The organism is Tessaracoccus rhinocerotis (assembly GCF_007197885.1).
In the GTDB taxonomy this organism is placed as follows: Bacteria; Actinomycetota; Actinomycetes; order Propionibacteriales; family Propionibacteriaceae; genus Arachnia; species Arachnia rhinocerotis.
On sequence record NZ_VKKG01000001.1, the window covers coordinates 201,588 to 226,646 of the forward strand.

Sequence of the window (25,059 nt, forward strand, 5' to 3'; positions counted from 1 at the left end):
GCAGCCTAGCCGAGCTGAGTTGACACCGGACCACCAGGTTATTGATACTGATTCTCATGACATCTCGTGCACTCGCCGCCGTCCTGACCGCCGGAGCCCTCGCGCTGACCGCCTGCGGCGCCAAGTCGCCCGCTCCGGGGGACGGCGACGCCGAAGGGCTCCGGGTCGCAGCCGCCTTCTACCCGCTGGCGCACGCGGCCGAGCTTGCAGGCGGCGACGCCGTCGCCGTCTCCAACCTCACCACCCCCGGGACCGAGGCCCACGACCTGGAACTCTCCCCCCAGCAGATCGTCGCCCTGACCGAGGCCGACGTCGTGGTGTACCTGGCCGGCTTCCAGCCCGCCGTCGACGACGCGATCGCCCAGTCGGGGGCCCAGAACGTGATCGAGGTCTCGGAGGTGGCCCGGCTGACCGAGCACGCCGCCGACGAGCCCGGGCACGCGGACGAGGGCCACGAGGACGAGGGGCACGAGGACGAGGGCCACGACCACGGGGAGGCGGACCCGCACTTCTGGCTCGACCCCACCCGCCTGGCGGACGTCGTCGAGGCCATCTCCGAGGAGCTGGCTGCAGTGTCCCCGGAGGATTCCGAGGCCTTCAAGGAGAACGCCGTCCGGTCACGGGTCGCGCTGGTTGCGCTGGATGAGGAGTTCGCCACCGGACTCGCCGAGTGCGAACGTCGTGAGATCTTCGTCTCTCACGCCGCCTTCGGCTACCTGACCGAGCGCTACGACCTCGAGCAGGTCGCCGTCGTCGGCCTCACCCCCCACGCGGAACCGTCGCCCGCGCGCATCGCCGAGGTGCAGGAACTGGCGCGGGAGCACGGCGCCACCACCATCTTCTTCGAGTCCCAAGCATCTGACGCGGTCGCCGACTCCATCGCAGGAGACCTCGGACTGCGGACCGCGGTGCTGGATCCGCTGGAGTCACTCACAGAGGAGTCGGCCGGGGAGGACTACTCTGCTGTGATGCGCGCAAATCTCCAGGCCATCCGGGACGCCAATGGCTGCTCCTGACAACGAACTGCTGGCCGCCGACGGGGTCTACGTCTCCCTCGGCGGCCTGCCGATCCTGCGCGACGTCTCCCTGCACGTGGGCCGGGGGGAGGCCGTTGCCGTGCTCGGCGGAAACGGCTCCGGCAAGTCGACGCTGGTCCGTGCGGTCGTGGGGCTGAACCAGGTCCAGGGGGGAACCGTGAGGCTGTTCGGGCAGCCGTTGCAGGACTTCAGGCAGTGGTCGCGCGTCGGATACGTGCCGCAACACTCCTCGCTCAACGTCTCCAACGCGACCGTTCAGGAGATCGTCGCCTCCGGGCGCCTCCCCCACCGCCGGCCGTTCCGCTGGTTCCGCCGCGCCGACCGCGCCGCCGTCGCCGACGCCCTGCAACTCGTGGGCCTGGCGGACCGTGCGAAGTGGCCCTTCCGCAGCCTCTCCGGCGGCCAGAAGCAGCGCACCCTGATCGCGCGCGCCCTGTCCACCCAGCCCGAACTGCTGGTGATGGATGAACCCTTCGCCGGTGTCGACCTGCACAGCCAGGCCGGGCTGGCCAACCTGCTCGCCGGCCTGCGCGCCGACGGGCTCGGCCTGGTGATCGTGCTGCACGAGCTCGGCCCGATGGCCGAGGTGCTCGACCGCACCATCACGCTGTGCGACGGCCGCCTCGCCGACCACGACGCCCCAACCTCCACCATGGACTGTGACCCCGAGTTGGCCGAGCACTCCGAGATCGGCCTCCTCGACCCGGTGGCGGGGGGCGAGTGATGGAGATCCTCGCCTATCCGTTCATGCAGCGCGCGCTGCTGGCCGCCCTCCTCAGTGGCCTGATGGCCCCGGCCATCGGCATGTACATCGTGCAGCGCAAGCTGAGCCTGCTGGGCGACGGGCTGGGCCACGTCGCCATCATGGGCGTCGGCCTGGCGTTCCTCACAAACACCGCACCGCTGCAGATGGCCATCGTGGTCAGCGTGCTGGGCGCCGTCGCCGTCGAACTGGCCCGCCAGCACGGCAAGGCCTCGGGCGACCTGGGGCTGGCCATCCTGTTCTACGGCGGCCTGGCCTCCGGCGTGATGATGGCCGGCATCTCGGGACAGGGCCCTGCCGGGCTCTCGGCGTTCCTGTTCGGTTCCCTCACCTCCGTCAGCGGACCCGACCTGTGGGTGATCCTCGTGCTCGCCGTGGTGGTGCTCGTGCTCACCGTCGGCCTCTCGCAGCGCCTGTTCGCCGTCGCCGTGGACGAGGACTACGCAAAGGTCCTGGGCGTGCGGGTGAACCTGCTGAACCTGATGATCGTCGTGGTGGCTGCCGTCACCGTCAGCGTGTCGATGAGAACCGTCGGTCTGCTGCTGATCAGTGCACTGATGGTGATCCCGGTTGCCACCTCCCAGCAACTTTTCGTCGGCTTCAAGGCCGCCTTCTTCGGCGCCATGGGCATCGGGATGCTCGCTGCGCTGCTCGGCACGGTCGGCTCCTTCTACCTGGACACCGCCTCCGGCGCGACGATCGTCGTGGTCGCCATCCTCCTGCTTGGTGTCTCGTGGATCGTCGCCGGTCCATTGCAGCGCAAGCGTAGGTTCATCCCCTATGTCGAGGACCATGGGGACCACGAGCACGAGCGGGCTGAGGGCCACGCCGCCTCCCCGCCCGCCGGCGCCCGCGTGATCCAGCACGGTGACCACCTCGACTACGTCCACGACGGACACAGACACGCCCGCCACGGAGACCACTATGACGAGCACTGAGCAGCCCACCAGCCCACCCACCCGCCACACCTGGCAGCGCGCCGCGGTGCGGGACCTGCTGGCCCGGATGGGCGAGTTCCGCACGGCCGCCCAGGTGCACGAGGACCTGCGCCGGCTCGGGGACAAGGTGGGCCTCGCCACGGTCTACCGTGCGCTGCAGGCAATGGCCGACTCCGGCGAGGTCGATGTCCTGCGCACCCCCGACGGGGAGGCCGCGTACCGTCGCTGCTCCACCGGGCACCACCACCACCTGGTGTGCCGGGAGTGCGGCGCCACCGTGGAGATCGCGGCCGTCTCCGTGGAGCGGTGGGCCCACGACGTCGCCGCCGAGCACGGCTTCACCGACGCCGGCCACGAGATCGAGATCTTCGGCCTGTGCGCCGAGTGCTCAGCGCTCGAGGAACGGGATTGAGCGCAGGCCACGGTCCATGTGCCAGCTCGCGAACGCCACCACGAGCCCGTGGCAGCGCCTCGCCACGCCCGGCTCCGTCCGGGAGACCGTCTCCCAGTCTCCTGTGAGCAACGCCGTCAGGTGGCGCAGGGAATCCTGGTCGACCCGGGCCGACGACGGGGGCCGGCAGCGGACGCACACGGTGCCGCCGCCCTGCGGGTTGAACCAGCCGACGTCGTCGACCGACCCGCAGCCCGAGCAGCTCTCCAGCACGACGGCCCAGCCCGCGATCGCAAGCGACCTCAGCAGGTAGGAGTCCACCACCGCGTTGGGCGACATGTCCGCACGGTTCATCGCCAACAAGGCACCCAGCAGCAGCCGGTACTGCTGCAGCGCAGGCACGCCGTCCTCGGCGACCAGCCGCTCCGCGGTCTCGACCAGCACCTGGCCCGCGGTGAAGCGGTCGTAGTCCAGCCCGAGCTGGCTCGGGTGGAGGGTCTCGACCTGCGTGACCACCTCGAGGCTGCCGCGACCCTCCGCGAACTGGATGTCCACGTGGCTGAACGGCTCCAGCCGGGAGCCGAACTTGCTGCTGGTGCGGCGCACCCCCTTCGCGACGGCGCGCACCTTGCCATGGGCGCGCGTGAGGAGGCAGATGATGCGGTCGGCCTCACCGAGTTGGTAGGTGCGCAGCACAACTGCCTCGTCACGATAGGTCGCCACGCGCCCCAGTCTACGAGCCGGCGCCGACGGCTCCCGGTAGGCTCGCAGGGTGGCAGACTCCTACCGGCTCCCGCCCCCTCACCCGAGCGGCGCGACCGCCCCGAAGATCCCGGCGAAGGCGCTGCCAAGGCACGTCGCGATCGTGATGGACGGCAACGGGCGCTGGGCCAAGCAGCGGGGCATGAAGCGCACGGAGGGCCACGCCCGGGGTGAGGGAGCCCTGCTGGATGTGATCCACGGAGCGCTGGAGATGGGCATCCCGTACCTCTCCGCGTACGCCTTCTCCACGGAGAACTGGAAGCGCTCCCCCGACGAGGTCCGCTGGCTGATGGGCTTCAACCGCGACGTCATCCACCGCCGCCGCGACGAGCTCGACGCCATGGGTGTTCGGATCCGCTGGGCCGGCCGTCGTCCCCGCCTGTGGGGCTCCGTCATCAAGGAGCTCGAGTCCGCCGAGGAACAGAGCAAGGACAACACCAAGCTGACCCTGCAGTTCTGCGTGAACTACGGGGGGCGGGCGGAGATCGTCGACGCCGCACGGGAGATCGCCCGGCAGGCCGCCGCCGGCAACCTGGACCCCGAGCGACTGACCGAGGCCCGGTTCGCCAAGTTCCTCGACGAGCCCGAGATCCCCGACGTCGACCTGTTCCTGCGCAGCTCCGGTGAGCAGCGCACCTCCAACTTCCTGCTGTGGCAGTCCGCCTACGCAGAGTTCATCTTCCTCGATCGGCTGTGGCCCGACTTCGACCGTCGTGACCTCTGGGCGGCCGTCGAGCAGTACAGCTCCCGCGAGCGCCGGTTCGGCAGCGCCTGAGCCCGGCCCCGGCCCGTCTCGCGCGACACGGCTGGGGAGTTGGCGCGGAGTCCTTGACGCCCCTCGTCGGGGCGGAGTAGTGTCAACCCCCGATCGACCTGACCGGGACGGTCGCGCACCGCGAGACGAGAGGAGGGGATCCTGATGGACATCACCCAGGCTCCCACCACCAAGGCCACCGCGTCCGGCCCCGTCCGCAATGCCGCCACCGTCTCCACCATTTGCATCTCGGTCCTCGGCGTCCGCACCTCCGGTACGTACCAGGCGTAAGGCCGCGCCACCGCCGCGTCTCTGAGGAGACGCACCACTCCATGTGAACAGATGGGCTTCGTTGCCCGTCGTCTCCCACCCCCTGCATGCCCCGAGGGCGACCCGGAGCGATCCTGCGTCCGTCCGTCGAGCATGCGCGTCATCTCCCCACGTCTTCCGGTGACGACTGGCGTCCCCGGCAACCAACACCAACCGAAGGAAACATCGTGAACACGATGCACGTGCCCGAAACCGCCCACCCTCCTGAACAGCTCGTGACCGCAGCCGCGCTCACCGAGTTGCCCTCGATCCCTGGTGCCACGCTGACTGATCGCATCTCGATGCGCATCGGCCTGTGGCTGCTGCTGCGCGGGGCCCGCAACGCAGCCCGGGACGAGCAGGACCGACGAGAAAACGAGCTCGAGCGCATCTCTGATGCGGCCCGGGCCGAACACACCGACGGGGTCGCCCGCGCCTGGCTCCAGGGCGCCCAGTCCCCCGAGCCGCGATGAGCACCGGAATCGTGTCGGGGAGTGCAGCAGCACTCCCCGACACCCCCAGTCGAGCGGAACCTCGGGCCGCGACTACGATCCCGTGGTGACAGCGGTCCGCGACACGCCGACAACCGGTTCCAGTAGCGCTCAGAAAGCGTATTCTCGCGGAGGCTGGTCACCACACCACGGCGCGCGCAGGACCGGTCGAAGTGGCAGCGGCCGCCTCAGGACTCCCGGCGCGCCCTGTTGATGGCGCTCAGGATGGCCTTCATGGAGGCGCTGGTGATGCTCGGGTCGATGCCGACGCCCCAGAACACCTGCGCGTCCTCGCCCTCGCCCACCTCGCACTCGACGTAGGCCGCGGCAGTCGCGTCCCCGCCGGAGTCCATCGCGTGCTCGTGGTAGTCCAGCACGCGGACGTGGGCCCCGGCCTCGACGAGCGCGTCGACGAAGGCGGACACCGGTCCGTTGCCCTCGCCCTCCACCTCGAGCTCGCCGTCGGGTCCAGCGACGGTTGCCGTGATGTGGAACTGCCCGTTCTCGGAGGTGGACCCGGCCCTGGCGAGTGACCAGACGCCTTCGGAGAGGTACTCCCGGTTGAAGAAGTCCACCATCTCCTGGGCGGTCACCTCCCCGCCCTCGTTGTCGGTGTGGGCCTGGACGACGCGGCTGAACTCCATCTGGAGCCGACGGGGCAGGTCCAGCTTGGCCTCGGACTTCATCAGGTAGGCCATGCCACCCTTGCCTGACTGCGAGTTCACGCGGATGACGGCCTCGTAGGTGCGGCCGACGTCGTGCGGGTCGATCGGCAGGTACGGGGCCTCCCACTCGATCTCGTCAACGCTCTTGCCCTGCCTGCCGGCCTCAACCTGCAGGTACTCCAGGCCCTTCTTGATGGCGTCCTGGTGGGAGCCGGAGAAAGCGGTGTAGACCAGGTCGCCGGCGTAGGGGTGGCGCGGGTGCACGGGCAGGCCGGTGCAGTACTCGACGGTGCGGCGGACGTGGTCGATGTCGGAGAGGTCCAGCTGCGGGTCCACGCCCTGCGTGTACAGGTTCAGGGCAAGGGTGACCAGGTCGACGTTGCCGGTTCGCTCCCCGTGCCCGAACAGGCAGCCCTCCACGCGGTCGGCGCCGGCCATCTGGCCCAGTTCGGCGGCCGCGACGGCCGTGCCGCGGTCGTTGTGGGGGTGCAGCGAGACCGCGACGTGCTCTCGGCTGCGGACGTTGCGGCAGAAGTACTCGATCTGGTCCGCGTAGGTGTTCGGCGTTGAGCGCTCCACGGTGGCGGGCAGGTTGAAGATGATCTCTCGCTCAGCGGAGGGCTGCCACACGTCCGTGACGGCGTTGCAGACCTCGATGGCGAAGTCCGTCGGCGTCTGGGTGAAGATCTCGGGGCTGTACTGGTAGCCGAACTCGACGTCGCCCAGGTACTTGTCGGCGTACTTCATGACGTGCTCGGTACCGCGCACCGCCATCTGCACGCACTCGGTCTCCGAGATGCGGAACACGACCCGACGGAACAGCTCTGCCGTCGCGTTGTACATGTGGATGGTTGCGCGACGCGCCCCCACTAGCGACTCCGCGGTCCGGCCGATGAGGTCCTCACGGGCCTGAGTCAGCACCGAGATGGTCACGTCGTCGGGGACCTTGTCCTGCTCGATCAGCTGGCGGACGAAGTCGAAGTCGGTCAGCGACGCCGAGGGGAAGCCAACCTCGATCTCCTTGAACCCCAGTTCCACGAGCATCTCGAACATGCGCAGCTTGCGGGCGGGGGTCATCGGGTCGATCAGGGCCTGGTTGCCGTCTCGCAGGTCGGTGGAGAGCCAGCGCGGCGCCTTGGTGATGTTCTGGTCCGGCCACGTGCGGTCCGGCACAGTGACTGGCCGGAAGGGCTTGTAGCGGTCCACCGGCATCGGGGTGGGCTGCTGCACGGGCTTGGGCTGGATGCGGGTGTTGATATCCATCGGTTCAGCTCCTCAGCTGGTGTGGTGGGCGCCAGGCACGACGAGACTCCGCAGCGAGGGGGCTGGCTGTTCCATTCAGGAGCGGGCCCCGCTGCGGCAACCAAGGAGCAGGAACTGCTGTGCCACGAACGCGACTTTAGGCCCCGAGGGGGCCATCGGCAAGCGCGACCCGCGATGTGGACGCCACCGCGGCCGCGGCAGCCGCGTCGTTTGCTCAGAAACCGAGCCGGTTCAGGTACTTGGCGTCGCGCTGCCATTCCTTGAGGACCTTCACGTGGAGGCTCAGGTGCACCGGGGTGCCCAGCAGCCGGTTGATCTGGTGACGAGCCTGCGTGCCGATGTCCTTCAACCGTGCCCCGCGGTGGCCGATCACGATGCCCTTCTGGGAATCGCGCTCCACCACGATGGTGGCGAAGACGTCCAGCAGGGGCTTGTCCTCCGGGCGGTCGGCACGGGGCAGGATCTCGTCGATCATGACTGCAATGGAGTGCGGCAGCTCGTCACGGACGCCCTCGAGCGCCGCCTCGCGGATCAGTTCCGCGATCAGCGTCTCTTCGGGCTCGTCGGTGATCTCGCCCTCCGGGTACCAGGCCGGCCCCTCGGGCAGCAGGTCCAGCAGGACTCGCTCCACGTCGTCGAGCTGGTCGCCGAGCTCGGCGGAGCAGGGCACGACCGCCGCCCAGTCGATGCCGAGCTCCTCGCCCAGCTTCGCGATGTCCACCAGGTGGGAGAGGACCCTGTCCTTGGAGACGAGGTCGGTCTTCGTGGCGATCGCGATGACCTTCGGCTTGTTCTCGAGCTCGGCGATCTGCTTGGCGATGAAGGTGTCTCCGGGGCCGATCCGCTGGTCGCACGGCAGGCAGATGCCGACGATGTCGACCTCGCTCCAGGTGTCCTTCACGAGGTCGTTGAGGCGTTCACCGAGCAGTGTGCGCGGTTTGTGCAGGCCAGGGGTGTCGATGAGCACCAACTGCCCGTCGGGTCGCGTGATGATGCCGCGGACCACGTGGCGCGTGGTTTGCGGCTTCGACGAGGCGATAGCGATCTTCTGGCCCACGAGCGCGTTGGTGAGGGTTGACTTCCCGGCGTTCGGGCGGCCCACGAAGCAAGCGAAGCCCGATCGGAAGCCCTGCTCGGGGGTCTGGTTCTCAGTCATGATCCGCCGAGTCTATCGGACCCGTCATCCCGGGGGCTTCGTGGCAACCGGTGCGATGTGAGGTGTTTCGACGATCTGCCTGTGTCGGCACCCGTCGGGGTCTAGTGTCGGAAGAACCACTGATTCAGATGGACGGAGGATTGTCATGCCGGACTGGCCGATTTGGGTGTGGGTAGTGATTGCGGTGGTGGTGCTTGCCATCATCATCGCCATCGTCGTGGCCGCGACACGCGGCAGCAAGGGCGCGAGGATCGAGCGCGCCGAGCAACTCCGCGCCAGGGCGCACGAGGACGACAGGATCGTCTCCGCCCGCAAGGAAAGGGCGGACGGACTCGCCGCACGAGCCGAGGCCGTGCGCGAGGAGGCGCGTTCCGAGGGTGCGCGCGCCGACAGCCTCAGGCGGGAGGCCGAGGCCGCGGAGGAGCGCTCTGCCAGGGCCGCGGAGGAGGCTCAGCTCCGCGACGAGGAGGCCCAACACAGCAACGAGAAACTGGGTGAAGCAGTCCAGGAGCGGGACCGGAGACTGCACCGGGCCGACGAGCTCGACCCGCGCACCGACGCCGACGACGGGCGTCATCGACGCGATGACCGCGACTCCACCCTCGGGGGGCGCGACGTCCACCGCGGGGACGACCTCCACGGCGACGACAACCTCCGCCGCGACGACGACATCCGCCGTGACGACCTCGGTCGCGACGACGAACTCCGCCGTGACGACCGGGACGTCCTGCCCGATGACCACGACGCACCCCGCGACGAGCAGGGCCGACGTCTGGACCCCTACGGGAACCCGATCGACCCCGACCAGAGGAACTGACAGCTCAGTCCGCGTCTGATCCGGCCTCGTCGGGCGTCGGCTCCAGGTCCTCCTCGGTGAGGCGACGGACCAGCACGGTCCCCACCTGGTGGCGGCGCCCGACGGCTCGGTCGGCGACCATCTCGATGCCGTCGTGGACCACCATCGAACCGGGGATGGGCACGAGGTTCAGCAGCTTGGCCATGAGCCCGCCGACGGTCTCGACGTCCTCGTCGTCCCAATCACGGTCGAACAGGTCTCCGCACTCGTCCAGCGGCAGGCGGGACGAGACGCGGTACCGGCCGTCGTCGAGGGGGACGACGGCCTCGATCTCGTCGTCGTACTCGTCGACGATCTCGCCAACGATCTCCTCGACGATGTCCTCCATGGTCACGAGGCCAGCGGTGCCGCCGAACTCGTCGATGACCACCACGAGGTGCGAGTGGGTCACCTGCATCTCCCGCAGCAGGTCTGCGGCCGGCTTCGAGTCGGGGACGAAGGAGGCGGGCCGCATGTGGTCCCCCACCGTCTCGAGCTTCTCCGCGTCTGGGTAGTCGTAGATGCGGCGCATCACGTCCTTGAGGTAGACGATCCCCTGCACGTCGTCGATTCCGCCCTCGCCCACGACGGGGATCCTGGAGAAGCCCGAGCGCAGGGACAGTGACAGGAGCTGGCGCAGGGTCCGCTCCAGCGGCACGAAGACCATGTCGGGGCGCGGCACCATCACCTCCTTCACGAGGGTGTCACCGAGCTCGAAGACGGAGTGGATCATCTTCGACTCCTCGGCCTCGATCAGGTCGTTCGCCTCGGCCAGGTCCACGTACTCACGCAGCTCCGCCTCGGAGGCGAACGGCCCGTCGGCGAACCCACGACCGGGAGTCAAGGCGTTGCCGATCAGCACCAGGATCGCGGTCACCGGCCCGAGGAGTGTGGTGAGGACGGAGACCGGCAGAGCGAAGGCACGCATCACCCCCTCGGGGCGCTGCCGCCCGATGGTGCGCGGCGCGACCCCCCAGAAGATGAAAGAGACCAGCAGCATGCTTCCGATCGTCAGACCCAGCCTGGGCCACAGGCCCTGGACGTTGTCGAACACGACCAGCGCCACGAGCAAGACGGTTGCCGTCTCGAGCAGCATCCGCGTGAACATGACGGCGTTGATCGACGGCGCCGGGTCCTGCGCGATCTGCTGGATCCGTCCGGCGCCCGGGACCGCCTCCTCGACCATCTTGTCCGCGCGTCCCCGCGAGAGGGTGGACAGTGCCGTCTCAACGGCCGCCAGGCCCGATGCGAACACTGCGCTGACCAACGCGACGACCAGTGTGGTCCACTCCGCCTGCGTCACGGTGGGTGATCAACTCATCTCTGCCGAGAGGGAAAAGGGCTGCCCCAGTCTATCCGACCGGGGCAGCCCTTCGGGGATCACCTTCAGGAGAAGCGGACCATGTTGTTCAGCACCCACTTCTGGACCAGCTCGAACTGGCTCGACCCTGCGGTCACGGGCTGCCAGACGTCGGCCCACACGTAGCTGCGACAGCCGCCGCGACCAGTCGTCGCGTTGTCGCACTCGGTGGTCCACTGGCGGCCGTCCTCCGCGGTCCAGGCGCCGTTGCGGGCGAGCGGGCCCACAGTCATACTTGCCCCGGTTCCACCGGGCAGGATCTCGCGTCGGGGCACGGGAGGATTGGAAACACTGGCCGGGTAGTACCAGGTGCAGCTGTCTGCGTTGGAGAGAGTGTCGGACGTGGTGACGATCTCGCGATTGGGTGCCGTGGCGTCCGTGGTCTCGAAGCGGAACTTAAGGGTGACCACGTCGCCCACCTCGTACGCCGACTTCTGGGGCGCCACCGAAGAGATCCGATACTGGCCGTACTGCCCGGGGACCCATTCACCGACCTCTGCCGCCCTGGCCAAGCTCGGCGCCCCGAACGGGACGGCAAGACTGATCGCAGTCACGACTGCCGTCAGTAGAATCAGTAATTTCGGCGTTCGCCTCGTAGCACGCATGCAAGACCTCCGTGTCTCCCCGCCCACTCTTCATGTGCGGTTCCCGCAACTATGGGTGGCCCGTTTCGGGCGGGTCAAGCGTCAGACATCAGATGAGCCCTAATGCGCATCAGGACTGCGCGGATCGTCCCGAAATCCGGAGTCCGAGCCCGCGCAGGAGGAGGCCGACCGCAACCACGGCCACGCCCGTGACGACCGATTGCCACGGAAGTGTCACGACCAGCGTGAGGCACGCCACGGCGCCTGCCACCTGCAGCCAGCGGGGGAACCGGCGGTGCTCGACCCCCTGCCGATGGGCCGCAACATTGGCCACGAAGTAGTAGAGGAGCACGCCGAAGGACGAGAAGCCGATCGCTCCCCGCAGGTCCACGAGCGCGATCACGACTGTGAGCACGATCCCCAGCGCGATCTCCACCCGGTGTGGCACCTTGTGGACCGGGTGCGTGACCGCGAACCACTGCGGCATGTCGGACTCGCGCGCCATCGCCAGCCAGGTCCGCCCGATGCCGGTCAGCAGCCCCAGCAGGGCACCGGCGCTTGCGGCCACGGCGCCAACCACCAGGACAGCGGTGGCCACCGGAGCGCCCTCGACGAGCAGCGTCAGCGGGGCGCTCGTCGCAGCCAGCCTCTCCGGTCCCACCAGCGCCAGCAGGCTGACCGCCACGGCCGCGTACAGGACCAGCACCACGCCCAGTGCCGCGACGATGGCTCGGGGGATCGTGCGGGCGGGGTCCCTGACCTCCTCGCCCATGGTGGCGATCCGCGCGTATCCGGCGAAGGCGAAGAACATCAGACCCGCCGACTGCAGGACTCCGTACCAGCCGCCCGGGCCCTCGGGCAGGGCGACGGCCGGCGAGCCGACGGCCATGGTCCCCCAGCCCGTCCCCAGTGCCACCAGCAGTCCCGCGAGCGCCACCAGCACCAGCACCCTGGCGACCTGCGCCGTGCGCGTCACTCCGAAGTAGTTCACCGCGACCAGCACCCAGACCAGGCCGATCGCCACCGGCTTCTGCCAGGTCTCAGGCACCCAGTAGGCCGCGAAGACCATGGCCATGGCCGCGCACGAGGCGGTCTTACCGATCACGAAGCTCCAACCGGCGAGGTAGCCGGACCACGGCCCCAGCACCTCACGGCCGTACAGGTAGGTGCCACCGGCGCCGTGGTACTGCGCGGCCAGCTGGGCCGAGGAGGTCGCGTTGCACCACGCCACGAAACCGGCCACCAGCAACCCGATCAGCAGGGCGCCCCCGGCCACCGCGGCGGCGGGCGCGAAGACGGCGAATACGCCGGCGCCCACCATCGAGGCAACCCCGATGAAGAATGCGTCCCATACGCCCAGGCGGCGGCTGAGCTGCGACTGGGTCACGGGTACTCCTGTCGGCAGATTGATCCGCCCACCGTCCGGCGGGCGGCTGGGGACGGCTGGTGGGAGCTAGCTGGTGCGCTCGGCCCGGGCGATCTCCCAGGCGGCGATGATCTTGTCGTTCAGCCCGAACATGACTGCCTTCTCCTCGGGCTCGGCGTGGTCGTGCCCGAGCAGGTGGAGCAGGCCGTGGATGAGCAGGTACTCGGCCTCGGCGTTGGGTTCCCGGCCGTTCTCGGCTGCCTGCGCGCGGGTCACCTGCGGGCAGAGCACGATGTCGCCGAGCAGCCCCATGGGCGGGTCCTCGTCGTCGGCCGGAGCGCGGAGCTCGTCCATCGGGAAGCTCATGACGTCGGTGGGTCCGGGCAGGTCCATGAACCGCTCGTGGTAGCCGGCCATGGTCTCGGAGTCCACCAGCAGGATGGACAACTCGGCCTGCGGGTGGATCCGCAGCTTCTCGAGAGCGAAACCGGCCAAGGCCACGAGCCCCTGCTCGTCCGCCGTCTCGCCGGACTCGTTGTTGATGTCGATCATCTCGTCCTCGGCCTGTGCTCGTTGGGTGCGTTGTTGACGGAGTCGAACTGGTCGTAGGCGGCGACGATGCGGCCCACCAGGCGGTGGCGCACCACGTCCCGAGAGGTCAGGGTGCAGAACGCGATGTCGTCGAGGCCGTCGAGGATGCCCTGCACCTGCCGCAGGCCGCTGCGCACGCCCCCCGGGAGGTCCACCTGCGTGACGTCACCCGTGACCACGACCTTGGAACCGAAGCCCAGGCGGGTGAGGAACATCTTCATCTGTTCGCTGGAGGTGTTCTGCGCCTCGTCGAGGATGATGAACGCGTCGTTGAGCGTGCGGCCGCGCATGTAGGCCAGCGGTGCCACCTCGACCGTTCCGGAGGTGAGCAGCTTCGGCACGGCGTCGGGGTCGACCATGTCGTGCAGCGCGTCGTAGAGGGGCCGCACGTAGGGGTCGATCTTGTCGTTCAGCGTGCCGGGCAGGAACCCGAGCCGCTCCCCCGCCTCGATCGCCGGACGGGTGAGGATGATGCGGCTCACCTGCTTGGCCTGCAGCGCCTGCACCGCCTTCGCCATGGCGAGGTAAGTCTTGCCGGTGCCGGCCGGACCGATGCCGAACACCACGGTGTGCTGGTCGATGGCGTCGACGTAGCGCTTCTGGTTCAACGTCTTGGGCCGCACGGTCTTGCCGCGCGAGGAGACGATGTCCGCGGTGAGGATCTCGCTGGCCGTGGCCTCGGGATCCGAGGCCATGCCGACGACGCGCTCGACGTCTTCACCGGTGAGGCCCTGTCCGGTCCGGATGATCGTGATGAGTTCGGTGAGGACGTCGGCTGCGTGGGCGACGTCGGCGGCGCTGCCGCTCAGCGTGATCTGGCCGCCGCGGACGTGGAGGTCCGCTCCCAGTTCACGCTCGAGGATGCGCAGGAAGTCGTCCCGTGGGCCGAGCAGGTTGACCATGTCCATGGAGGCAGGAACCTGCACCACACGGGTGCCGGGCTGCGCCTCCAGTGCGTGCGAGGGAGTCAGGGTGAGCCTTCTTCGTCTCCGAGCGGGCGCCGTTCGCCCACGTCGTGGGCAAGTCTAGGCCAACGCCGGAGCGGACCGGAGGGATCAGTCGAGCTGGTCCTCGTCCTCGTCCGAGATGACGTGCATCGCGGCCTCCTCGGCGCTGGCTGCGCCTCCCGAATAGCCGACGTCGACCCCGAGGGTGTGCTGCCGGCCTCCCGGCCCCTGCACCCCCATCAGGCGGCCGGCGCGCTCGCCGCCCACCTGTCGCTTGTCGCCGTCCTTGTTCCAGCGCTCGCCGTCGGACTGCTGGTCCGGGTCCGGCTCAGGGACCTCCTGCTTGACCCTCTGCTCGATCGTCTCGCCCTGGCGCATCTCGGCCGGCGTGTTGCCGAATCGTTGCGCCGGTGACCAGCCCTCGGGGGTGGTGTACCCCTCGTCGAGGACGTCGGCCACCCCACGGTTGACGAGCGAGTCCCCCTCCTGCAGCTGGTCCAGCTGCTCTGACTCGTCCGGTACCTGCTCGTTCATGAAATCGTCGGTGGCTTCCATGAAGCAATCTTGCCACCCCCTTATGGTTGACCGGTGACAAACCCCACCGATTCCCGTTTCGCGCGCCGCCCGGGCGGCAACTACGACGTGATCGTCGCGCTTTTCTGCGCCTTCCTCCTGATCTCCAACGTCGCGGCCACGAAGCTGATCCAGTTCGGCCCCGACGTCGAGGTCCTCGGGTTCCCGGTGCTGCCGATCATCACCGACGGCGGAGCGTTCCTGTTCCCCATGACCTACATCCTCGGCGACGTGCTGGCCGAGGTGTTCGGCCTGAAGGGGGCACGCCGCGCGATCCTCCTCGGCTTCGTCGTCTCGGCGCTGGCCTCGGTGGTTTTCCTGGCGGTGGGAGCCGCACCTCCCGCCGCCGACTGGGGCGGGCAGGAGGCCTTCACCACCATCCTGGGGTTCGTCCCGCGGATCGTGCTGGCGAGCGGCCTGGCGTACCTCGCCGGGCAGTTCCTCAATGCCTACGTGCTGGTGAGGCTCAAGGAGAGGTCCAAGGACGGGTCGCTGTGGACACGGCTGCTGGGATCCACGCTCGTCGGCGAGGCGGCCGACACGGTGATCTTCTGCGTGGTCGCCTTCGGGGGCGTCGTCGGCCTCGGCACCCTCGGCAACTACATCGTCGTCGGGTACGTCTACAAGGTCCTCGTCGAGGTGGTCATGCTGCCGGTAACCTACCGCGTCATCGCGCTGGTGAAGCGGCACGAACCGACCTACCAGCCGGCCGCCTGAGCGCCACCGACCCGACACGCCGCACGGAATCGCGGCAGGGGGAACCCGCACCCTCCGACTCCGTTCTGAACGGCGTGTCGGGTCGCCCCGGTGAGCGGCTCAGCCCGGGCCGAGCAGCGCGGCAATCACCAACAGCGATCCCACCGAGAGGATCGTGGACCAGAACACCGAGTCCCGCGCGAGCAGCTCGCTCTCGCCGTAGCGGGTGGCCACGACGTGCACGTTCTGCGCCGACGGCAGCGCGCCCAGCACGACGACGGCGTACAACTCGGCGCCCCCCAGGCCGAAGGCCCGCCCCAGCAGCCACGCCAACAGCGGGTGCCCCACCACCTTCAGTGCGACCGTCAACCACGAGTGGGGGCTGTGCGGGCCGCCGCCGGGCAGCGGGTCCAGCCTGAGCGAGACGCCGAACGCCATCAGCATCAGCGGAACGGCAATGCCGCCGACCATCTCGACCGGCGCCCAGACCGGCTGCGGGATCTGCACCTCCAACAGGTTCACGGCAAGACCGGCGAGGATCGCGACGGTGATCGGGTTGCGCAGGGGCAGGGTGAGGTAGCGCACCAGCCCGAGTTCAGCGCCGGTGGCTCGCGCCCCGGCGACGTCGAGCAGGGCCAGCCAGACGGGCATGATGACCGCCACCTGCATCAGCAGGATGGGCGCCATCCACGTGGCGTCGCCCAGCAGCGCCAGCGCCACGGGCAGGCCGAAGTTGGCGGCGTTGGTGTAGGAGCTGGCGACGAAGCCAGTGACGGCGGCGCCGAGACCGGGCCTGACGAACAGCCTTGCCAGCAGCAGATAGAGCGTCCCGGTGGCCAGGATGGCCAGGCCCGAGACCACCACCGTCATGGAGAAGACGTGGTCCAGCGACGCGCGGGCCACCAGCACGAACAGCAGGGCGGGCGACCCGACGTTGAACGCCAGCAGCGCCATCAGCTTGCGGCCCTTGTGGTCGGCCAGTCGCAGGTGCGCCACCAGCCAACCGACGCCAATCACCACCCAGATGGTGGAGATTCCTGCGAATGCGTCGGTCACGACGCGAGCCTAGTGCCCACCATCATCGCCGGGCGCCGGGACTCTCACCCTTCGTACCGGAGTGAGTCGATCACCTCTTCGACGTCGGCGACCCTGGGTGCCTCCTCCGAGTTCACGACGCCATGGAAGGTGGGCAGGCGTTCGCCGTCGTCGAGGACGATGACGTCCACCCTGTCGACCAGGCCGGAACCGGAGTGGATGAGCCCCTGCACGCGCCAGCCCTGCAGCCCGTCCACCTGGACGGACTCGTCGAGCACCACCTCGACCTTTCGAACCGACGTGTAGTAGGTCTCCGAGGCCTGGCAGTCGAAGACGGTGTGGGCCGAGTCCCGCGGGTCCGTGAACCCCTCCCCGGGGCGGAGCTCGGCCACCATCACCACGTTGTACCAACGGTCCCCGTCATTGCGGAGGCCGTCGGCATCGTGTGCCCAGGGGATGTTGACCTCCGTGGACACCGGCTCCCATTCAGGGCCCGGGTGCCGGAAGGAGAGGCCACCGCCCCGGATCCAGTCACCGTCGGAGTCCGAGCTCCGGGCCTCCGGGTCCCCGCTCGGGCACACCGTCTCCTCCCCCGACGACGGCGCCGTGTCGGAGGTGGGCGTCGGGGACTGCGTGACAGGCAGTTCGTCCCACTGGCTCTGCGTGGGCCGCGGCCCGGTAGGTTCGGGGTCCGGCTCGGCGATGGCGTCACCGCCGAATACCCGGGACAACAGCAGTGCCACCGCGACCACGAGGACCGCCAGGACCACCAGCAGCACCAGCCAGCGACGCGTCCTGCGGGACCCGCCACCAGCCGCGGCCGGGGCGTCGGCCCAGGAATGACCGTCCCAGTAGCGGGCACGGTCCGGGTCCTGCGGGTCCGGGTACCAACCGGGGGCTGCTGACATGGGGCCAGCGTAGTCCCCGCGTGGTCCCGCCTCAGCTCTGCGGCACAGCCCGGGCGCGGGCCTCGGCGTTGCGACGGACGTGGCTGCGCGCGTGCTCCACCGCCAATGCGAGGTCGTCGAACTGGTGCTCGCGGTGGCGCAGCGCGCCCACAACGCCCACGCGTTCCACCAGCTGGGTGTGGACCGAACGCACGCCCTTGATGAGCACCGTGACGCCACGGCTCTCCAGCTCGTCGATGGTCTCGACGAGGGTGTGGGCGCCGGTGGCGTCCAACAGGTCCAGGTGGCTCATCCGCAGGATCACCACCTCGACGCCCTTGACCGCCGAGATCTCGGTCATGATGCGTTCGGAGGCACCGAAGAACATGGAACCCTCGAGCCGGAACAGCGCGATCCGGCCGTCGCCGTCCTCCCGCCTCCCCGGGAGCTGTTCGCGCCGCGCCCCGGACATCTTCGCCACTGCGCGCAGGGCGAAGAAGGCGGCGGCGAGCACGCCGATCTGGATGGCCTCGATGAGGTCGAAGGCCACGGTGACGAAGGCGGTGATCGTGAAGAGCGCCGCGCTGGAGCGCGACGAGCGCAGCACCACTTTCGCCGTGGAGGTGAACACCATCCTGGCCGCGGTCACCATCAGCACCCCGGCGAGCGCGGCGATCGGGATGCGCGAGACGAGTCCGGAGCCCGCATAGACCACCAGCAGCAGCACGAGCGAGTGCACCACGACCGAGAACCGGGTCCGGCCGCCGCTGCGGACGTTGACGGCCGTGCGGGCGATCGCGCCGGTCGCGGGCATCCCCCCGAAGAGCCCCGCCGCGACCGAGGCGAGTCCCTGGCCGACGAGCTCACGGTCCGGGTGGTAGGGACCGGTGGTGGTGCCCTCTGGTCCACGCAGGCCGGAGGCGACCCGGGCGGACAGGAGCGACTCGATGGCCGCCAGCAGGGCCACTGCCACGGCCGGCCCGGCCAGCTGGGTGACCAGTTCGGCGCTGATGGGCGGTATCGACGGTGCGGCCAGCGACTGCGGGAGTGCCCCGATGCGCGGTACGTCTATCCCGAGCACCTCCACCAGGACAGTGGCCAGCACCACGCCGATGAGGCTTGCGGGCAGCGCCCGGTGGATCCTGGGCACGAGCAGTTGCACGGCAACCACCAGCAGGATCAGGCCGAGTGCCAACAGGAGGGTGGAAGTTCCTGCCCCGGAGACGGACAGGTATGCCGCAACCACGGCATTGATGCCCTCCACTCCCTCGGCGGCGAGCGCGAGCGGCACCTGTTGGAGGAAGATGATGACTCCGATGCCGAGCGTGAAACCCTCCACCACCGGCCATGGGATGAACGCGACGGCCCGACCCAGCTTCGTTATCCCGAGTGCGAGCACGATGACACCCGCCATCACGCTCAGCAGCGCGACGCTCCCCACGCCATGGCTCGCGACGATCGGGGCCAGGACGACCACCATCGCGCCCGTGGGTCCCGAGACCTGGACGTGGCTGCCGCCGAACACGGCCGCGACGATGCCGGCCACCACTGCGGTGGCGAGACCGGCGGCGGCGCCGACTCCGGAGGAGACCCCGAAGGCCAGCGCCAGTGGGAGTGCCACGATGCCGACCGTGACCCCCGCGAAGATGTCGACGCGCCAGGAAGTGGGAAGCTCGGCGTAGTCATTGCGAACGGGCAGGAGCTCCCGGACACCGCGCAGCAACTCAGGATCCTTCGGGCCAGGAGTCGCGGACGGTGGCGCCGCCCTCGACCACGTCCTCGGAGGCACCGCGGAACTCGGTCCAGGAGTCCGCGGGCCGGTAGCCCAGCTCCAGCAGTGTGTTCGTCAGGTCCCACCGCCGGTTCGGGTTGTCGGAGATCGCGTAGAACAGCCCGTAGGTGGTCTCGGCCTCGATGGCCCGGCGGATGACCTGCTCGGCGTCGTCGGGGCTCAGCCACATCGCCCGCAGGAGTTCCTCGTCGGCGCTCATAGGGTCGTCGGTGACCCAGCCGATGCGCAGCGAGATGAAGTCGAGCCCGTACTCGTCGTGGTAGTAGCGTCCGAGCAGTTCCCCGAAGCCCTTCGAAACCCCGTAGAAGGAGTCGCCCCGCGGGAGGTGGTGCGGGTAGACCGGCCACTGCTCGCGCCTGTCGTACATGCCCATCGCGTGGTTCGAGGAGGCGTAGACGACGCGGCGCACCCCGGCCAACCGCGCGGCCTCCAGCACGTTGCGGGTGCCCACGATGTTGGCCTCCAGGACCGTGTCCCACTCGGACTCGGGCGAGGCGGCGCCGGCCAGGTGGACGACGGTGTCGACCCCCTCCATCAGCGGGGGCCAGTCATCGAACTCGCCAAGGTCGGCGATGCGGAGCTCCGCCTCCTGCCGCTCGTCCTTCGGGGTCCGGCCCTGCTGCACGAGGTCGTAGTCGTCCCGCAGTCGCAGGGCGAGCATTGCGCCGATGCCGCCCGTGGCCCCGGTGATCAGTACGCGTCGCTTCCCCATCGTGTTCCTCTCCTCGGCTCGCCTCCACACTAGTGGAGGCCATCCGACGGCAAGGACGGGCCCTCGTCAGGAGCGGGAGCGCTCGGCGTAGAACCGGCCGAGGAACTCGGTCCGGAAGGCGTCGAAGTCTCCCGCGCGCACAGCGGCGCGGATGTCGTCGACGAGCCGGACCGTGAAGCGTTCGTTGTGGATCGTGGCCAGCGTGGAGGCGAGGATCTCCTTGGCCTTGAACAGGTGGTGCAGGTAGGCGCGGGTGTAGTGCGCGCAGGTGTAGCAGTCGCACCCGTCATCGAGCGGCTTGAACGCCCTGCGCGAACTGGCGGTGTTGACGTTGTAGCGGCCGTCGGCGGTGTAGATGGCAGCATTCCGGGCGACGCGGGAGGGGTTGACGCAGTCGAAGGTGTCGGCGCCGGCCGCGACCGCGGCGAACAGGTCGTCGGGCTCGGAGATGCCGAGCAGGTGGCGGGGCTTGTCCTCGGGGAGTTCGTCCGCCATCCAGCCGATGATGGTGCCCAGGTTCTGCTTCTCCAGGGCGCCGCCGAGTCCGTACCCGTCGAAGGACTGCCCGTCCACCTCGAGCTGGGCCAGCCCACGAGCCGCGCTTCGGCGCAGGTCCTCGTACTGGGCGCCCTGGACCACTCCGAACAGCGCCTGGTACGGCTTGTCCGAGCGCTCGCGGGTGAGCCGTGCGTGCTCGGCCAGGCACCGGACGGCCCAGGCATGGGTGCGCTCCACGGAGAGTTCCTGGTAGGCACGCGTGTTCATCAGCGTGGTCAGCTCGTCGAAGGCGAACATGACGTCTGCCCCGAGCTGGTGCTGGATGCCCATCGAGACCTCCGGCGTGAACCGGTGCCTGTCCCCGTTGAGGTGGGAGTGGAAGGTGACGCCGTCGTCGTCCACGTGCGCGAGCCGCGCCTTGCCCTCGGCCACGACGTCGTCGTCGGCCAGTCCCGCGGTGTCCATCGCGAGGACCTTCTTGAACCCGGAGCCGAGGCTCATCACCTGGAAGCCGCCGGAGTCGGTGAAGGTTGGGCCCTGCCAGTTCATGAACGCGCCGAGTCCCCCGGCCTCGTCGACGATGTCCGGCCCCGGCTGCAGGTACAGGTGGTAGGCGTTGGCGAGCACCGCCTGTGCGCCGAGGTCGGTGAGTTGCTCGGGCAGCACCCCCTTGACGGTCGCCTTGGTCCCGACGACGACGAAGGCAGGCGTCTCGATGCTGCCGTGCGGGGTGGTGATGGTGCCGGTGCGGCCGTGGCCCTCCAGCCGGCCGGTGATCTCGAAGCCGAAGCTCATCGTGGTCTCCTGGCCAGGGCCTCGAGCTGTCCGACGGCGACGGCGCCGGCCGTCGAGGTGCGCAGCACGCCGTCGGAGATCAGCACGGTGCGGGCTCCGGCCTGCCGGAACGTCTCGAGTTCTTCCGGGGAGATCCCGCCCTCGGGTCCGACGACCACCGCCACCCGGCCCTCCTCGGGCAGGTCGACGGCGGCGATGTGCTCGGTGGCGTCCTCGTGTAGCACGAGGGCCAGGTCGACCGCGGCGAGCAGCTCGGCCACGTCCTTCGTGCCCGCTGCCGTGACCTCGGGCAGGAAGGTGCGGCGGGACTGCTTCATGGCCTCGCGGGCCGTGGACTGCCACTTGGCGAGCGACTTCGCAGCCCTGTCCCCCTGCCACCGCACGATCGAGCGAGCGGCCTGCCAGGCGAGGATCCGGCGAACGCCCACCTCGGTGAGCATCTCGACGGCCAGCTCCGAGCGCTCACCCTTGGCGAGCGCCTGCACGGCGACGAATTCCAGGGCCGGCGGCGGCGCGTCCTCGACCTGGTCCACCCGGACCACGAGCTCCTGCTTGCCGGCGGTGACCACCTCACCGGTGACCGTGCGGCCGGCGCCGTCGGAGAGCAGCACGTGCTCGCCCACCTGGATCCGTTTCACCGCCACGGCGTGGCGCGCCTCGTCCCCCGTCACCGTGGCAGTGCCACCGACGACGACGCCGGCCAGCTCGGCCAGGAACAGGGGCAGGCTCACTTGAACGCCTCGCGCAGCCAGCCGAGCACGCCGCCCTTGCCGCCGCTGTGTGCCTCGACCTCGTCGAGACGCTCCTTGCGGACGTCTGCGAACTCCCGGAGCAGCTCGCGCTGGCGGTCGTCGAGCTTGGTGGGGGTCTGGACGAGGAAGGTGATGCCGAGCTCTCCCCGACCGCCGCCGCGCAGCCTCGGGACGCCACGGTTCTTGATGACGATGCGGGTGCCGGACTGGGTTCCGGCGGGAACCTCGACGGCCACCTTGCGGTCGGCCACGTCGGAGTTCTCCCATTCGGCCTCGAGCGTGGTGACGTCGACGGTGGTGCCGAGCGCAGCCGCCGTCATCGGGAGCTTGACGACCATCTCGAGGTTGTCGCCGTCGCGCCTGAAGGTCTCGTGCTCGGCCACCTGGACCTCGACGTAGAGGTCACCGGCGGGTCCTCCGCCGGGGCCGACCTCCCCCTGGCTCTCGAGGTGGATGCGGATGCCGGTGGAGACGCCTGCGGGGATGCGGACGGAGATGTTGCGCACGGAGCGGACACGGCCCTCGCCGGAGCACTCGCCGCAGGGTCGCGGGATGGTGGTGCCGTAGCCGCGGCAGGTGGGGCAGGGCTGGGACGTGCGGATATCGCCGATGAAGCTGCGCTGGATCTGCGAGACCTCGCCGGCGCCGTCGCAGGTGACGCAGGTCACGGGCTCGGAGCCGGGCTCGCCGCCGCGTCCTTGGCACTTCGGGCAGACGACGGCGGTGTCCACCTTGATGGACTTGGTGACGCCGAAGACGGCCTCGTGCAGCTGCAGCCGGACCCGGATGAGCGCATCCTGGCCCTGGCGCACACGAGAACGGGGGCCGCGGGTGCCTTGGGCGCCGAACATGGCGTCGACGAGGTTGGAGAAGTCGAACCCGCCGGCGAAACCACCCCCGAAGCCGGAGAAGCCGGCGCCCTGGTTGGACATCGGGTCGCCGCCGCGGTCGAAGACGGCGCGCTTGTTCGGGTCGCTCAGGACCTCGTAGGCCTCGTTGAGCTCCTTGAACTTGTCCGCTGCGTCGTCGCCCTGGGCGACGTCGGGGTGTACCTTCATCGCCTGTCGGCGGTAGGCCTTCTTGATCTGCTCGGCCGTCGCGTCCTGCTCGACGCCCAGGATGCCGTAGTAGTCCTTGCTCATGCGGGTGGGTTCAGCCTTCCGTCAGGAATCGGCTCACGTACCGCGCGACGGCGCGGACGGATGCAATGGTTGATGGGTAGTCCATGCGGGTGGGACCGACGATACCGAGGCTGGCCGTCAGCTCGCCCTCGGAACCGTAGCCCGAGGCCACCAGCGAGGTGGTCTGGAAACCCTCGGCCCGGTTCTCCTGGCCGATCCGGATGGTGACGTCGTCACCGGCCGCCTCGTCGAGGAGCCGCAGCAGCACCACCTGCTCCTCCAGCGCCTCGAGCAGCGGGCGGAAATTGCTCTGGAAGCCGGAGTCGAACGACGCCAGGTTCGGAACCCCAGCCACGACGACGTGCGCCGAGTGGCCAGGCCCGAGCAGCTCGAGCAGGGTGGCGACGAGGGGCGCGGCCAGGGCGCGGTCGGCGGGCGGGAACTCGTCCAGGATCCTGCCCAGGACCTGGGCGGCGTCCGGCGTGGACTGCCCCACTAGGCTCTCGAGGAGCTTGGCGCGGATTGGCGCGAGGATGCGCTCGTCCGGTACGGGCAGCTCGACGACCGTCTGGTCGACCTTGCCGGTGGAGTTGACCACCAGCACGAGCAGCCGCTCGCCGGTCAGCGGCACGAGCTCGACGTGCCGGATCACCGCGCGCTGGGCCACCGGGTACTGCACGATGGCCACCTGCCGCGTGAGCTGCGCCAGCAGCCGCACGGTGCGGGTGACGAGGTCGTCCATGTCCAGCGCGCCGGAGAGGAACGTGGAGATGGCCCGACGCTCTGCCGCCGAAAGCGGCTTGACGCTGGCGAGGCGGTCCACGAACAGGCGGTAGCCCTTGTCCGTGGGGATGCGGCCGGCGCTGGTGTGGGGCTGGGTGATGTAGCCCTCCTCCTCCAGCACGGCCATGTCGTTGCGCACGGTGGCGGACGAGACGTCGAGTCGGTGGCGGTCCACCAGCGCCTTGGAGCCCACCGGTTCCCGCCGGTCGACGTAGTCGGTGATGATGGCTCGCAGCACGGCCAGCTTGCGGTCGTCGAGCATGTTCACCTCCGGGATTCGATTCTGGCACTCAGGGCATGCGAGTGCCAGTGTAGTTCCGCCGCGCGGGAGGGGCGAATCGCGGAGGGCATAAGCTGGCGGGCATGCCTGACAGCGAGACCATCAACTGGCGCGAACTCACCCCCAACGTATTCCTCACCACCCTGGAGCCGGCCTCCGTGAACGTCGGGCTGGTGGTGGGCGACGAGAGGGCACTGCTCATCGACGCCGGCTCGTCGCCCGCACAGGGCGCCGCGCTGCTGGCGTCCGCGCGCACACGCGCCGGGGTGCCGGTCACCCACGTCGTGGTGACCCACAACCATTGGGACCACTGGTTCGGGATCGCCGGGATGCCGGAGCTGGTGAGCATCGCGCACGAGAACCTGCTGGAGACCGCTCCCTCGGGCGAGACGGCCGCCCGGGCCACGGAGCTCGGGCTCGCGGAGCTTCCCCGTCCCACCGTCACCTTCTCGATCGCGAAGGCCGTGGACCTGGGCGGGCGCCGCGTCGAGATCGTCCACTTCGGCGGCGGCCACACCGGGGCAGACGCGTTCGTGCTGGTACCCGACGAGGACCTCACCTTCACCGGCGACATGCTGGAGCAGGGCTCCGACCCCCAGTTCGACGAGACCTCCAACATCAGCAACTGGCCCACCGCCCTGGACGGGGTGCTCGGTGCATCGCGGGCCTCGACGCGGTTCGTCCCGGGCCACGGCGACGTCGTGGAGCGCAACTTCGGTTTCATCCAGCGCGCCGAGGTGGGCATGCTCTACGGCACCACGGAGGCCCTGATCCAGCAGGGCACCAAGCTGGAGGATGCCGCGGCCGCGGCGGAGTGGCCGTTCAGCGAGGAGACCCTCGCCGTCGCGCTGCCGCTGATCTACGCGGAACTCGAAGCCAAGGGCGTCAAGCCCCGCACCCAGCTGCCCATCATGGGGCTCTAG

The 25,059-nt window shown here is 69.4% G+C and carries 27 protein-coding genes; 10 read left to right on the forward strand and 17 right to left on the reverse strand.

Annotated features, from left to right (window positions below; genetic code table 11):
- The first annotated feature begins 56 nt into the window (after nt 1–56).
- Genes FOJ82_RS00935 through FOJ82_RS00950 form a run of 4 tightly spaced genes read left to right on the forward strand, consistent with a single transcriptional unit; the run spans nt 57 to nt 3,150 of the window.
- Nucleotides 57–1,016: a metal ABC transporter substrate-binding protein gene (locus FOJ82_RS00935; RefSeq protein ID WP_143936590.1), complete on the forward strand. Its 960-nt coding sequence runs from the start codon at nt 57–59 to the stop codon at nt 1,014–1,016.
- Complete coding sequence (locus FOJ82_RS00940) at nt 1,003–1,761, forward strand: metal ABC transporter ATP-binding protein (protein ID WP_246099672.1); 759 nt, start codon at nt 1,003–1,005, stop codon at nt 1,759–1,761. Before FOJ82_RS00935 ends, FOJ82_RS00940 begins: the two co-directional genes overlap by 14 nt.
- Nucleotides 1,761–2,738 carry a metal ABC transporter permease gene (locus tag FOJ82_RS00945; RefSeq protein ID WP_143936591.1) on the forward strand — a complete coding sequence of 326 codons (978 nt, stop codon included), beginning with the start codon at nt 1,761–1,763 and terminating at the stop codon, nt 2,736–2,738. The genes FOJ82_RS00940 and FOJ82_RS00945 overlap by 1 nt, the downstream gene beginning before the upstream one ends.
- On the forward strand, nt 2,725–3,150 hold the full coding sequence (locus FOJ82_RS00950) for a Fur family transcriptional regulator (RefSeq protein ID WP_143936592.1): 426 nt from the start codon (nt 2,725–2,727) through the stop codon (nt 3,148–3,150). Before FOJ82_RS00945 ends, FOJ82_RS00950 begins: the two co-directional genes overlap by 14 nt.
- On the opposite strand, the gene recO is transcribed toward FOJ82_RS00950, so the two are convergent.
- Nucleotides 3,127–3,852: a DNA repair protein RecO gene (recO, locus tag FOJ82_RS00955; protein WP_143936593.1), complete on the reverse strand. Its 726-nt coding sequence runs from the start codon at nt 3,850–3,852 to the stop codon at nt 3,127–3,129. The genes FOJ82_RS00950 and recO overlap by 24 nt on opposite strands.
- A gap of 49 nt (nt 3,853–3,901) precedes the next feature.
- Here recO and FOJ82_RS00960 point away from each other — a divergent pair, with 49 nt between their 5' ends.
- The 3 genes from FOJ82_RS00960 (at nt 3,902) to FOJ82_RS00965 (ending at nt 5,427) form a co-directional block, all read left to right on the forward strand.
- Entirely contained in the window at nt 3,902–4,666 is a 765-nt protein-coding gene (locus tag FOJ82_RS00960) for an isoprenyl transferase (RefSeq protein WP_143936594.1), read from the forward strand.
- Nucleotides 4,667–4,810: 144 nt separating this feature from the next.
- Nucleotides 4,811–4,936 carry a hypothetical protein gene (locus FOJ82_RS16825; RefSeq protein WP_281279912.1) on the forward strand — a complete coding sequence of 42 codons (126 nt, stop codon included), beginning with the start codon at nt 4,811–4,813 and terminating at the stop codon, nt 4,934–4,936.
- Between the two features lie 206 nt (nt 4,937–5,142).
- Nucleotides 5,143–5,427, forward strand: coding sequence for a hypothetical protein (locus FOJ82_RS00965; RefSeq protein ID WP_143936595.1), 285 nt, complete (start codon nt 5,143–5,145; stop codon nt 5,425–5,427).
- A gap of 206 nt (nt 5,428–5,633) precedes the next feature.
- Here the strand turns inward: FOJ82_RS00965 and leuA are convergent, their stop codons facing one another.
- Together leuA and era are read right to left on the reverse strand one after the other, a co-directional pair.
- The gene (gene leuA, locus FOJ82_RS00970) at nt 5,634–7,373 is read right to left on the reverse strand and encodes a 2-isopropylmalate synthase (RefSeq protein WP_143936596.1); all 1,740 of its coding nucleotides are present in this window, start codon (nt 7,371–7,373) and stop codon (nt 5,634–5,636) included.
- 214 nt (nt 7,374–7,587) lie between these two features.
- Nucleotides 7,588–8,529: a GTPase Era gene (gene era / locus FOJ82_RS00975; RefSeq protein WP_143936597.1), complete on the reverse strand. Its 942-nt coding sequence runs from the start codon at nt 8,527–8,529 to the stop codon at nt 7,588–7,590.
- A 145-nt stretch (nt 8,530–8,674) separates the two neighbouring features.
- On the opposite strand from era, the gene FOJ82_RS00980 reads away from it, so the two are divergent.
- Nucleotides 8,675–9,346, forward strand: a complete 672-nt coding sequence (locus FOJ82_RS00980) for a hypothetical protein (protein ID WP_143936598.1) — start codon at nt 8,675–8,677, stop codon at nt 9,344–9,346.
- Between the two features lie 4 nt (nt 9,347–9,350).
- On the opposite strand, the gene FOJ82_RS00985 is transcribed toward FOJ82_RS00980, so the two are convergent.
- The 6 genes from FOJ82_RS00985 to FOJ82_RS01010 form a co-directional block, all read right to left on the reverse strand.
- Entirely contained in the window at nt 9,351–10,667 is a 1,317-nt protein-coding gene (locus FOJ82_RS00985) for a hemolysin family protein (RefSeq protein WP_143936599.1), read from the reverse strand.
- 83 nt (nt 10,668–10,750) lie between these two features.
- A complete protein-coding gene (locus FOJ82_RS00990; protein ID WP_143936600.1) occupies nt 10,751–11,278 on the reverse strand; it encodes a hypothetical protein in 528 nt (175 codons plus the stop codon).
- 160 nt (nt 11,279–11,438) lie between these two features.
- Nucleotides 11,439–12,695 carry an APC family permease gene (locus FOJ82_RS00995; protein ID WP_143936601.1) on the reverse strand — a complete coding sequence of 419 codons (1,257 nt, stop codon included), beginning with the start codon at nt 12,693–12,695 and terminating at the stop codon, nt 11,439–11,441.
- 66 nt (nt 12,696–12,761) lie between these two features.
- Nucleotides 12,762–13,226, reverse strand: a complete 465-nt coding sequence (ybeY, locus tag FOJ82_RS01000; protein ID WP_143936602.1) for an rRNA maturation RNase YbeY — start codon at nt 13,224–13,226, stop codon at nt 12,762–12,764.
- Complete coding sequence (locus FOJ82_RS01005; RefSeq protein ID WP_143937357.1) at nt 13,223–14,167, reverse strand: PhoH family protein; 945 nt, start codon at nt 14,165–14,167, stop codon at nt 13,223–13,225. Before FOJ82_RS01005 ends, ybeY begins: the two co-directional genes overlap by 4 nt.
- A gap of 153 nt (nt 14,168–14,320) precedes the next feature.
- Nucleotides 14,321–14,767: a DUF5709 domain-containing protein gene (locus FOJ82_RS01010; protein ID WP_143936603.1), complete on the reverse strand. Its 447-nt coding sequence runs from the start codon at nt 14,765–14,767 to the stop codon at nt 14,321–14,323.
- A gap of 33 nt (nt 14,768–14,800) precedes the next feature.
- Here FOJ82_RS01010 and FOJ82_RS01015 point away from each other — a divergent pair, with 33 nt between their 5' ends.
- On the forward strand, nt 14,801–15,502 hold the full coding sequence (locus FOJ82_RS01015) for a queuosine precursor transporter (protein WP_143936604.1): 702 nt from the start codon (nt 14,801–14,803) through the stop codon (nt 15,500–15,502).
- Between the two features lie 99 nt (nt 15,503–15,601).
- On the opposite strand, the gene FOJ82_RS01020 is transcribed toward FOJ82_RS01015, so the two are convergent.
- From FOJ82_RS01020 to hrcA, 8 genes are all read right to left on the reverse strand, one after another.
- The gene (locus tag FOJ82_RS01020) at nt 15,602–16,537 is read right to left on the reverse strand and encodes an AEC family transporter (RefSeq protein ID WP_143936605.1); all 936 of its coding nucleotides are present in this window, start codon (nt 16,535–16,537) and stop codon (nt 15,602–15,604) included.
- Between the two features lie 44 nt (nt 16,538–16,581).
- Nucleotides 16,582–17,424 (reverse strand): DUF2510 domain-containing protein, encoded by an 843-nt coding sequence (locus FOJ82_RS01025; protein ID WP_143936606.1) that lies wholly within the window; start codon nt 17,422–17,424, stop codon nt 16,582–16,584.
- A gap of 31 nt (nt 17,425–17,455) precedes the next feature.
- Nucleotides 17,456–19,126 (reverse strand): SulP family inorganic anion transporter, encoded by a 1,671-nt coding sequence (locus FOJ82_RS01030; protein WP_221932983.1) that lies wholly within the window; start codon nt 19,124–19,126, stop codon nt 17,456–17,458.
- 1 nt (nt 19,127) lies between these two features.
- Complete coding sequence (locus FOJ82_RS01035) at nt 19,128–19,907, reverse strand: NAD-dependent epimerase/dehydratase family protein (protein WP_143936607.1); 780 nt, start codon at nt 19,905–19,907, stop codon at nt 19,128–19,130.
- Between the two features lie 66 nt (nt 19,908–19,973).
- A complete protein-coding gene (tgt, locus tag FOJ82_RS01040; RefSeq protein ID WP_143936608.1) occupies nt 19,974–21,200 on the reverse strand; it encodes a tRNA guanosine(34) transglycosylase Tgt in 1,227 nt (408 codons plus the stop codon).
- Entirely contained in the window at nt 21,197–21,931 is a 735-nt protein-coding gene (locus FOJ82_RS01045; protein WP_143936609.1) for a 16S rRNA (uracil(1498)-N(3))-methyltransferase, read from the reverse strand. The genes tgt and FOJ82_RS01045 overlap by 4 nt, the downstream gene beginning before the upstream one ends.
- Nucleotides 21,928–23,094 (reverse strand): molecular chaperone DnaJ, encoded by a 1,167-nt coding sequence (gene dnaJ / locus FOJ82_RS01050; protein ID WP_143936610.1) that lies wholly within the window; start codon nt 23,092–23,094, stop codon nt 21,928–21,930. The genes FOJ82_RS01045 and dnaJ overlap by 4 nt, the downstream gene beginning before the upstream one ends.
- Before the next feature lie 10 nt (nt 23,095–23,104).
- Complete coding sequence (gene hrcA / locus FOJ82_RS01055) at nt 23,105–24,118, reverse strand: heat-inducible transcriptional repressor HrcA (protein WP_143937359.1); 1,014 nt, start codon at nt 24,116–24,118, stop codon at nt 23,105–23,107.
- Nucleotides 24,119–24,219: 101 nt separating this feature from the next.
- Here hrcA and FOJ82_RS01060 point away from each other — a divergent pair, with 101 nt between their 5' ends.
- Nucleotides 24,220–25,059: an MBL fold metallo-hydrolase gene (locus tag FOJ82_RS01060; protein ID WP_143936611.1), complete on the forward strand. Its 840-nt coding sequence runs from the start codon at nt 24,220–24,222 to the stop codon at nt 25,057–25,059.

Excerpts from the sequence above, each read along its gene's own strand:
- FOJ82_RS00950 (WP_143936592.1), top strand. The coding sequence starts at position 2,725 with ATGACGAGCACTGAGCAGCCCACCAGCCCACCCACCCGCCACACCTGG.
- FOJ82_RS01005 (WP_143937357.1), bottom strand. The coding sequence starts at position 14,167 with ATGGTCAACCTGCTCGGCCCACGGGACGACTTCCTGCGCATCCTCGAG.
- FOJ82_RS01025 (WP_143936606.1), bottom strand. The coding sequence starts at position 17,424 with ATGTCAGCAGCCCCCGGTTGGTACCCGGACCCGCAGGACCCGGACCGT.
- FOJ82_RS16825 (WP_281279912.1), top strand. The coding sequence starts at position 4,811 with ATGGACATCACCCAGGCTCCCACCACCAAGGCCACCGCGTCCGGCCCC.
- FOJ82_RS01060 (WP_143936611.1), top strand. The coding sequence starts at position 24,220 with ATGCCTGACAGCGAGACCATCAACTGGCGCGAACTCACCCCCAACGTA.
- era (WP_143936597.1), bottom strand. The coding sequence starts at position 8,529 with ATGACTGAGAACCAGACCCCCGAGCAGGGCTTCCGATCGGGCTTCGCT.
- tgt (WP_143936608.1), bottom strand. The coding sequence starts at position 21,200 with ATGAGCTTCGGCTTCGAGATCACCGGCCGGCTGGAGGGCCACGGCCGC.
- FOJ82_RS00980 (WP_143936598.1), top strand. The coding sequence starts at position 8,675 with ATGCCGGACTGGCCGATTTGGGTGTGGGTAGTGATTGCGGTGGTGGTG.
- FOJ82_RS01010 (WP_143936603.1), bottom strand. The coding sequence starts at position 14,767 with ATGGAAGCCACCGACGATTTCATGAACGAGCAGGTACCGGACGAGTCA.
- FOJ82_RS01035 (WP_143936607.1), bottom strand. The coding sequence starts at position 19,907 with ATGGGGAAGCGACGCGTACTGATCACCGGGGCCACGGGCGGCATCGGC.
- FOJ82_RS00940 (WP_246099672.1), top strand. The coding sequence starts at position 1,003 with ATGGCTGCTCCTGACAACGAACTGCTGGCCGCCGACGGGGTCTACGTC.
- ybeY (WP_143936602.1), bottom strand. The coding sequence starts at position 13,226 with ATGATCGACATCAACAACGAGTCCGGCGAGACGGCGGACGAGCAGGGG.
- hrcA (WP_143937359.1), bottom strand. The coding sequence starts at position 24,118 with ATGCTCGACGACCGCAAGCTGGCCGTGCTGCGAGCCATCATCACCGAC.
- FOJ82_RS00945 (WP_143936591.1), top strand. The coding sequence starts at position 1,761 with ATGGAGATCCTCGCCTATCCGTTCATGCAGCGCGCGCTGCTGGCCGCC.
- leuA (WP_143936596.1), bottom strand. The coding sequence starts at position 7,373 with ATGGATATCAACACCCGCATCCAGCCCAAGCCCGTGCAGCAGCCCACC.
- FOJ82_RS00935 (WP_143936590.1), top strand. The coding sequence starts at position 57 with ATGACATCTCGTGCACTCGCCGCCGTCCTGACCGCCGGAGCCCTCGCG.
- dnaJ (WP_143936610.1), bottom strand. The coding sequence starts at position 23,094 with ATGAGCAAGGACTACTACGGCATCCTGGGCGTCGAGCAGGACGCGACG.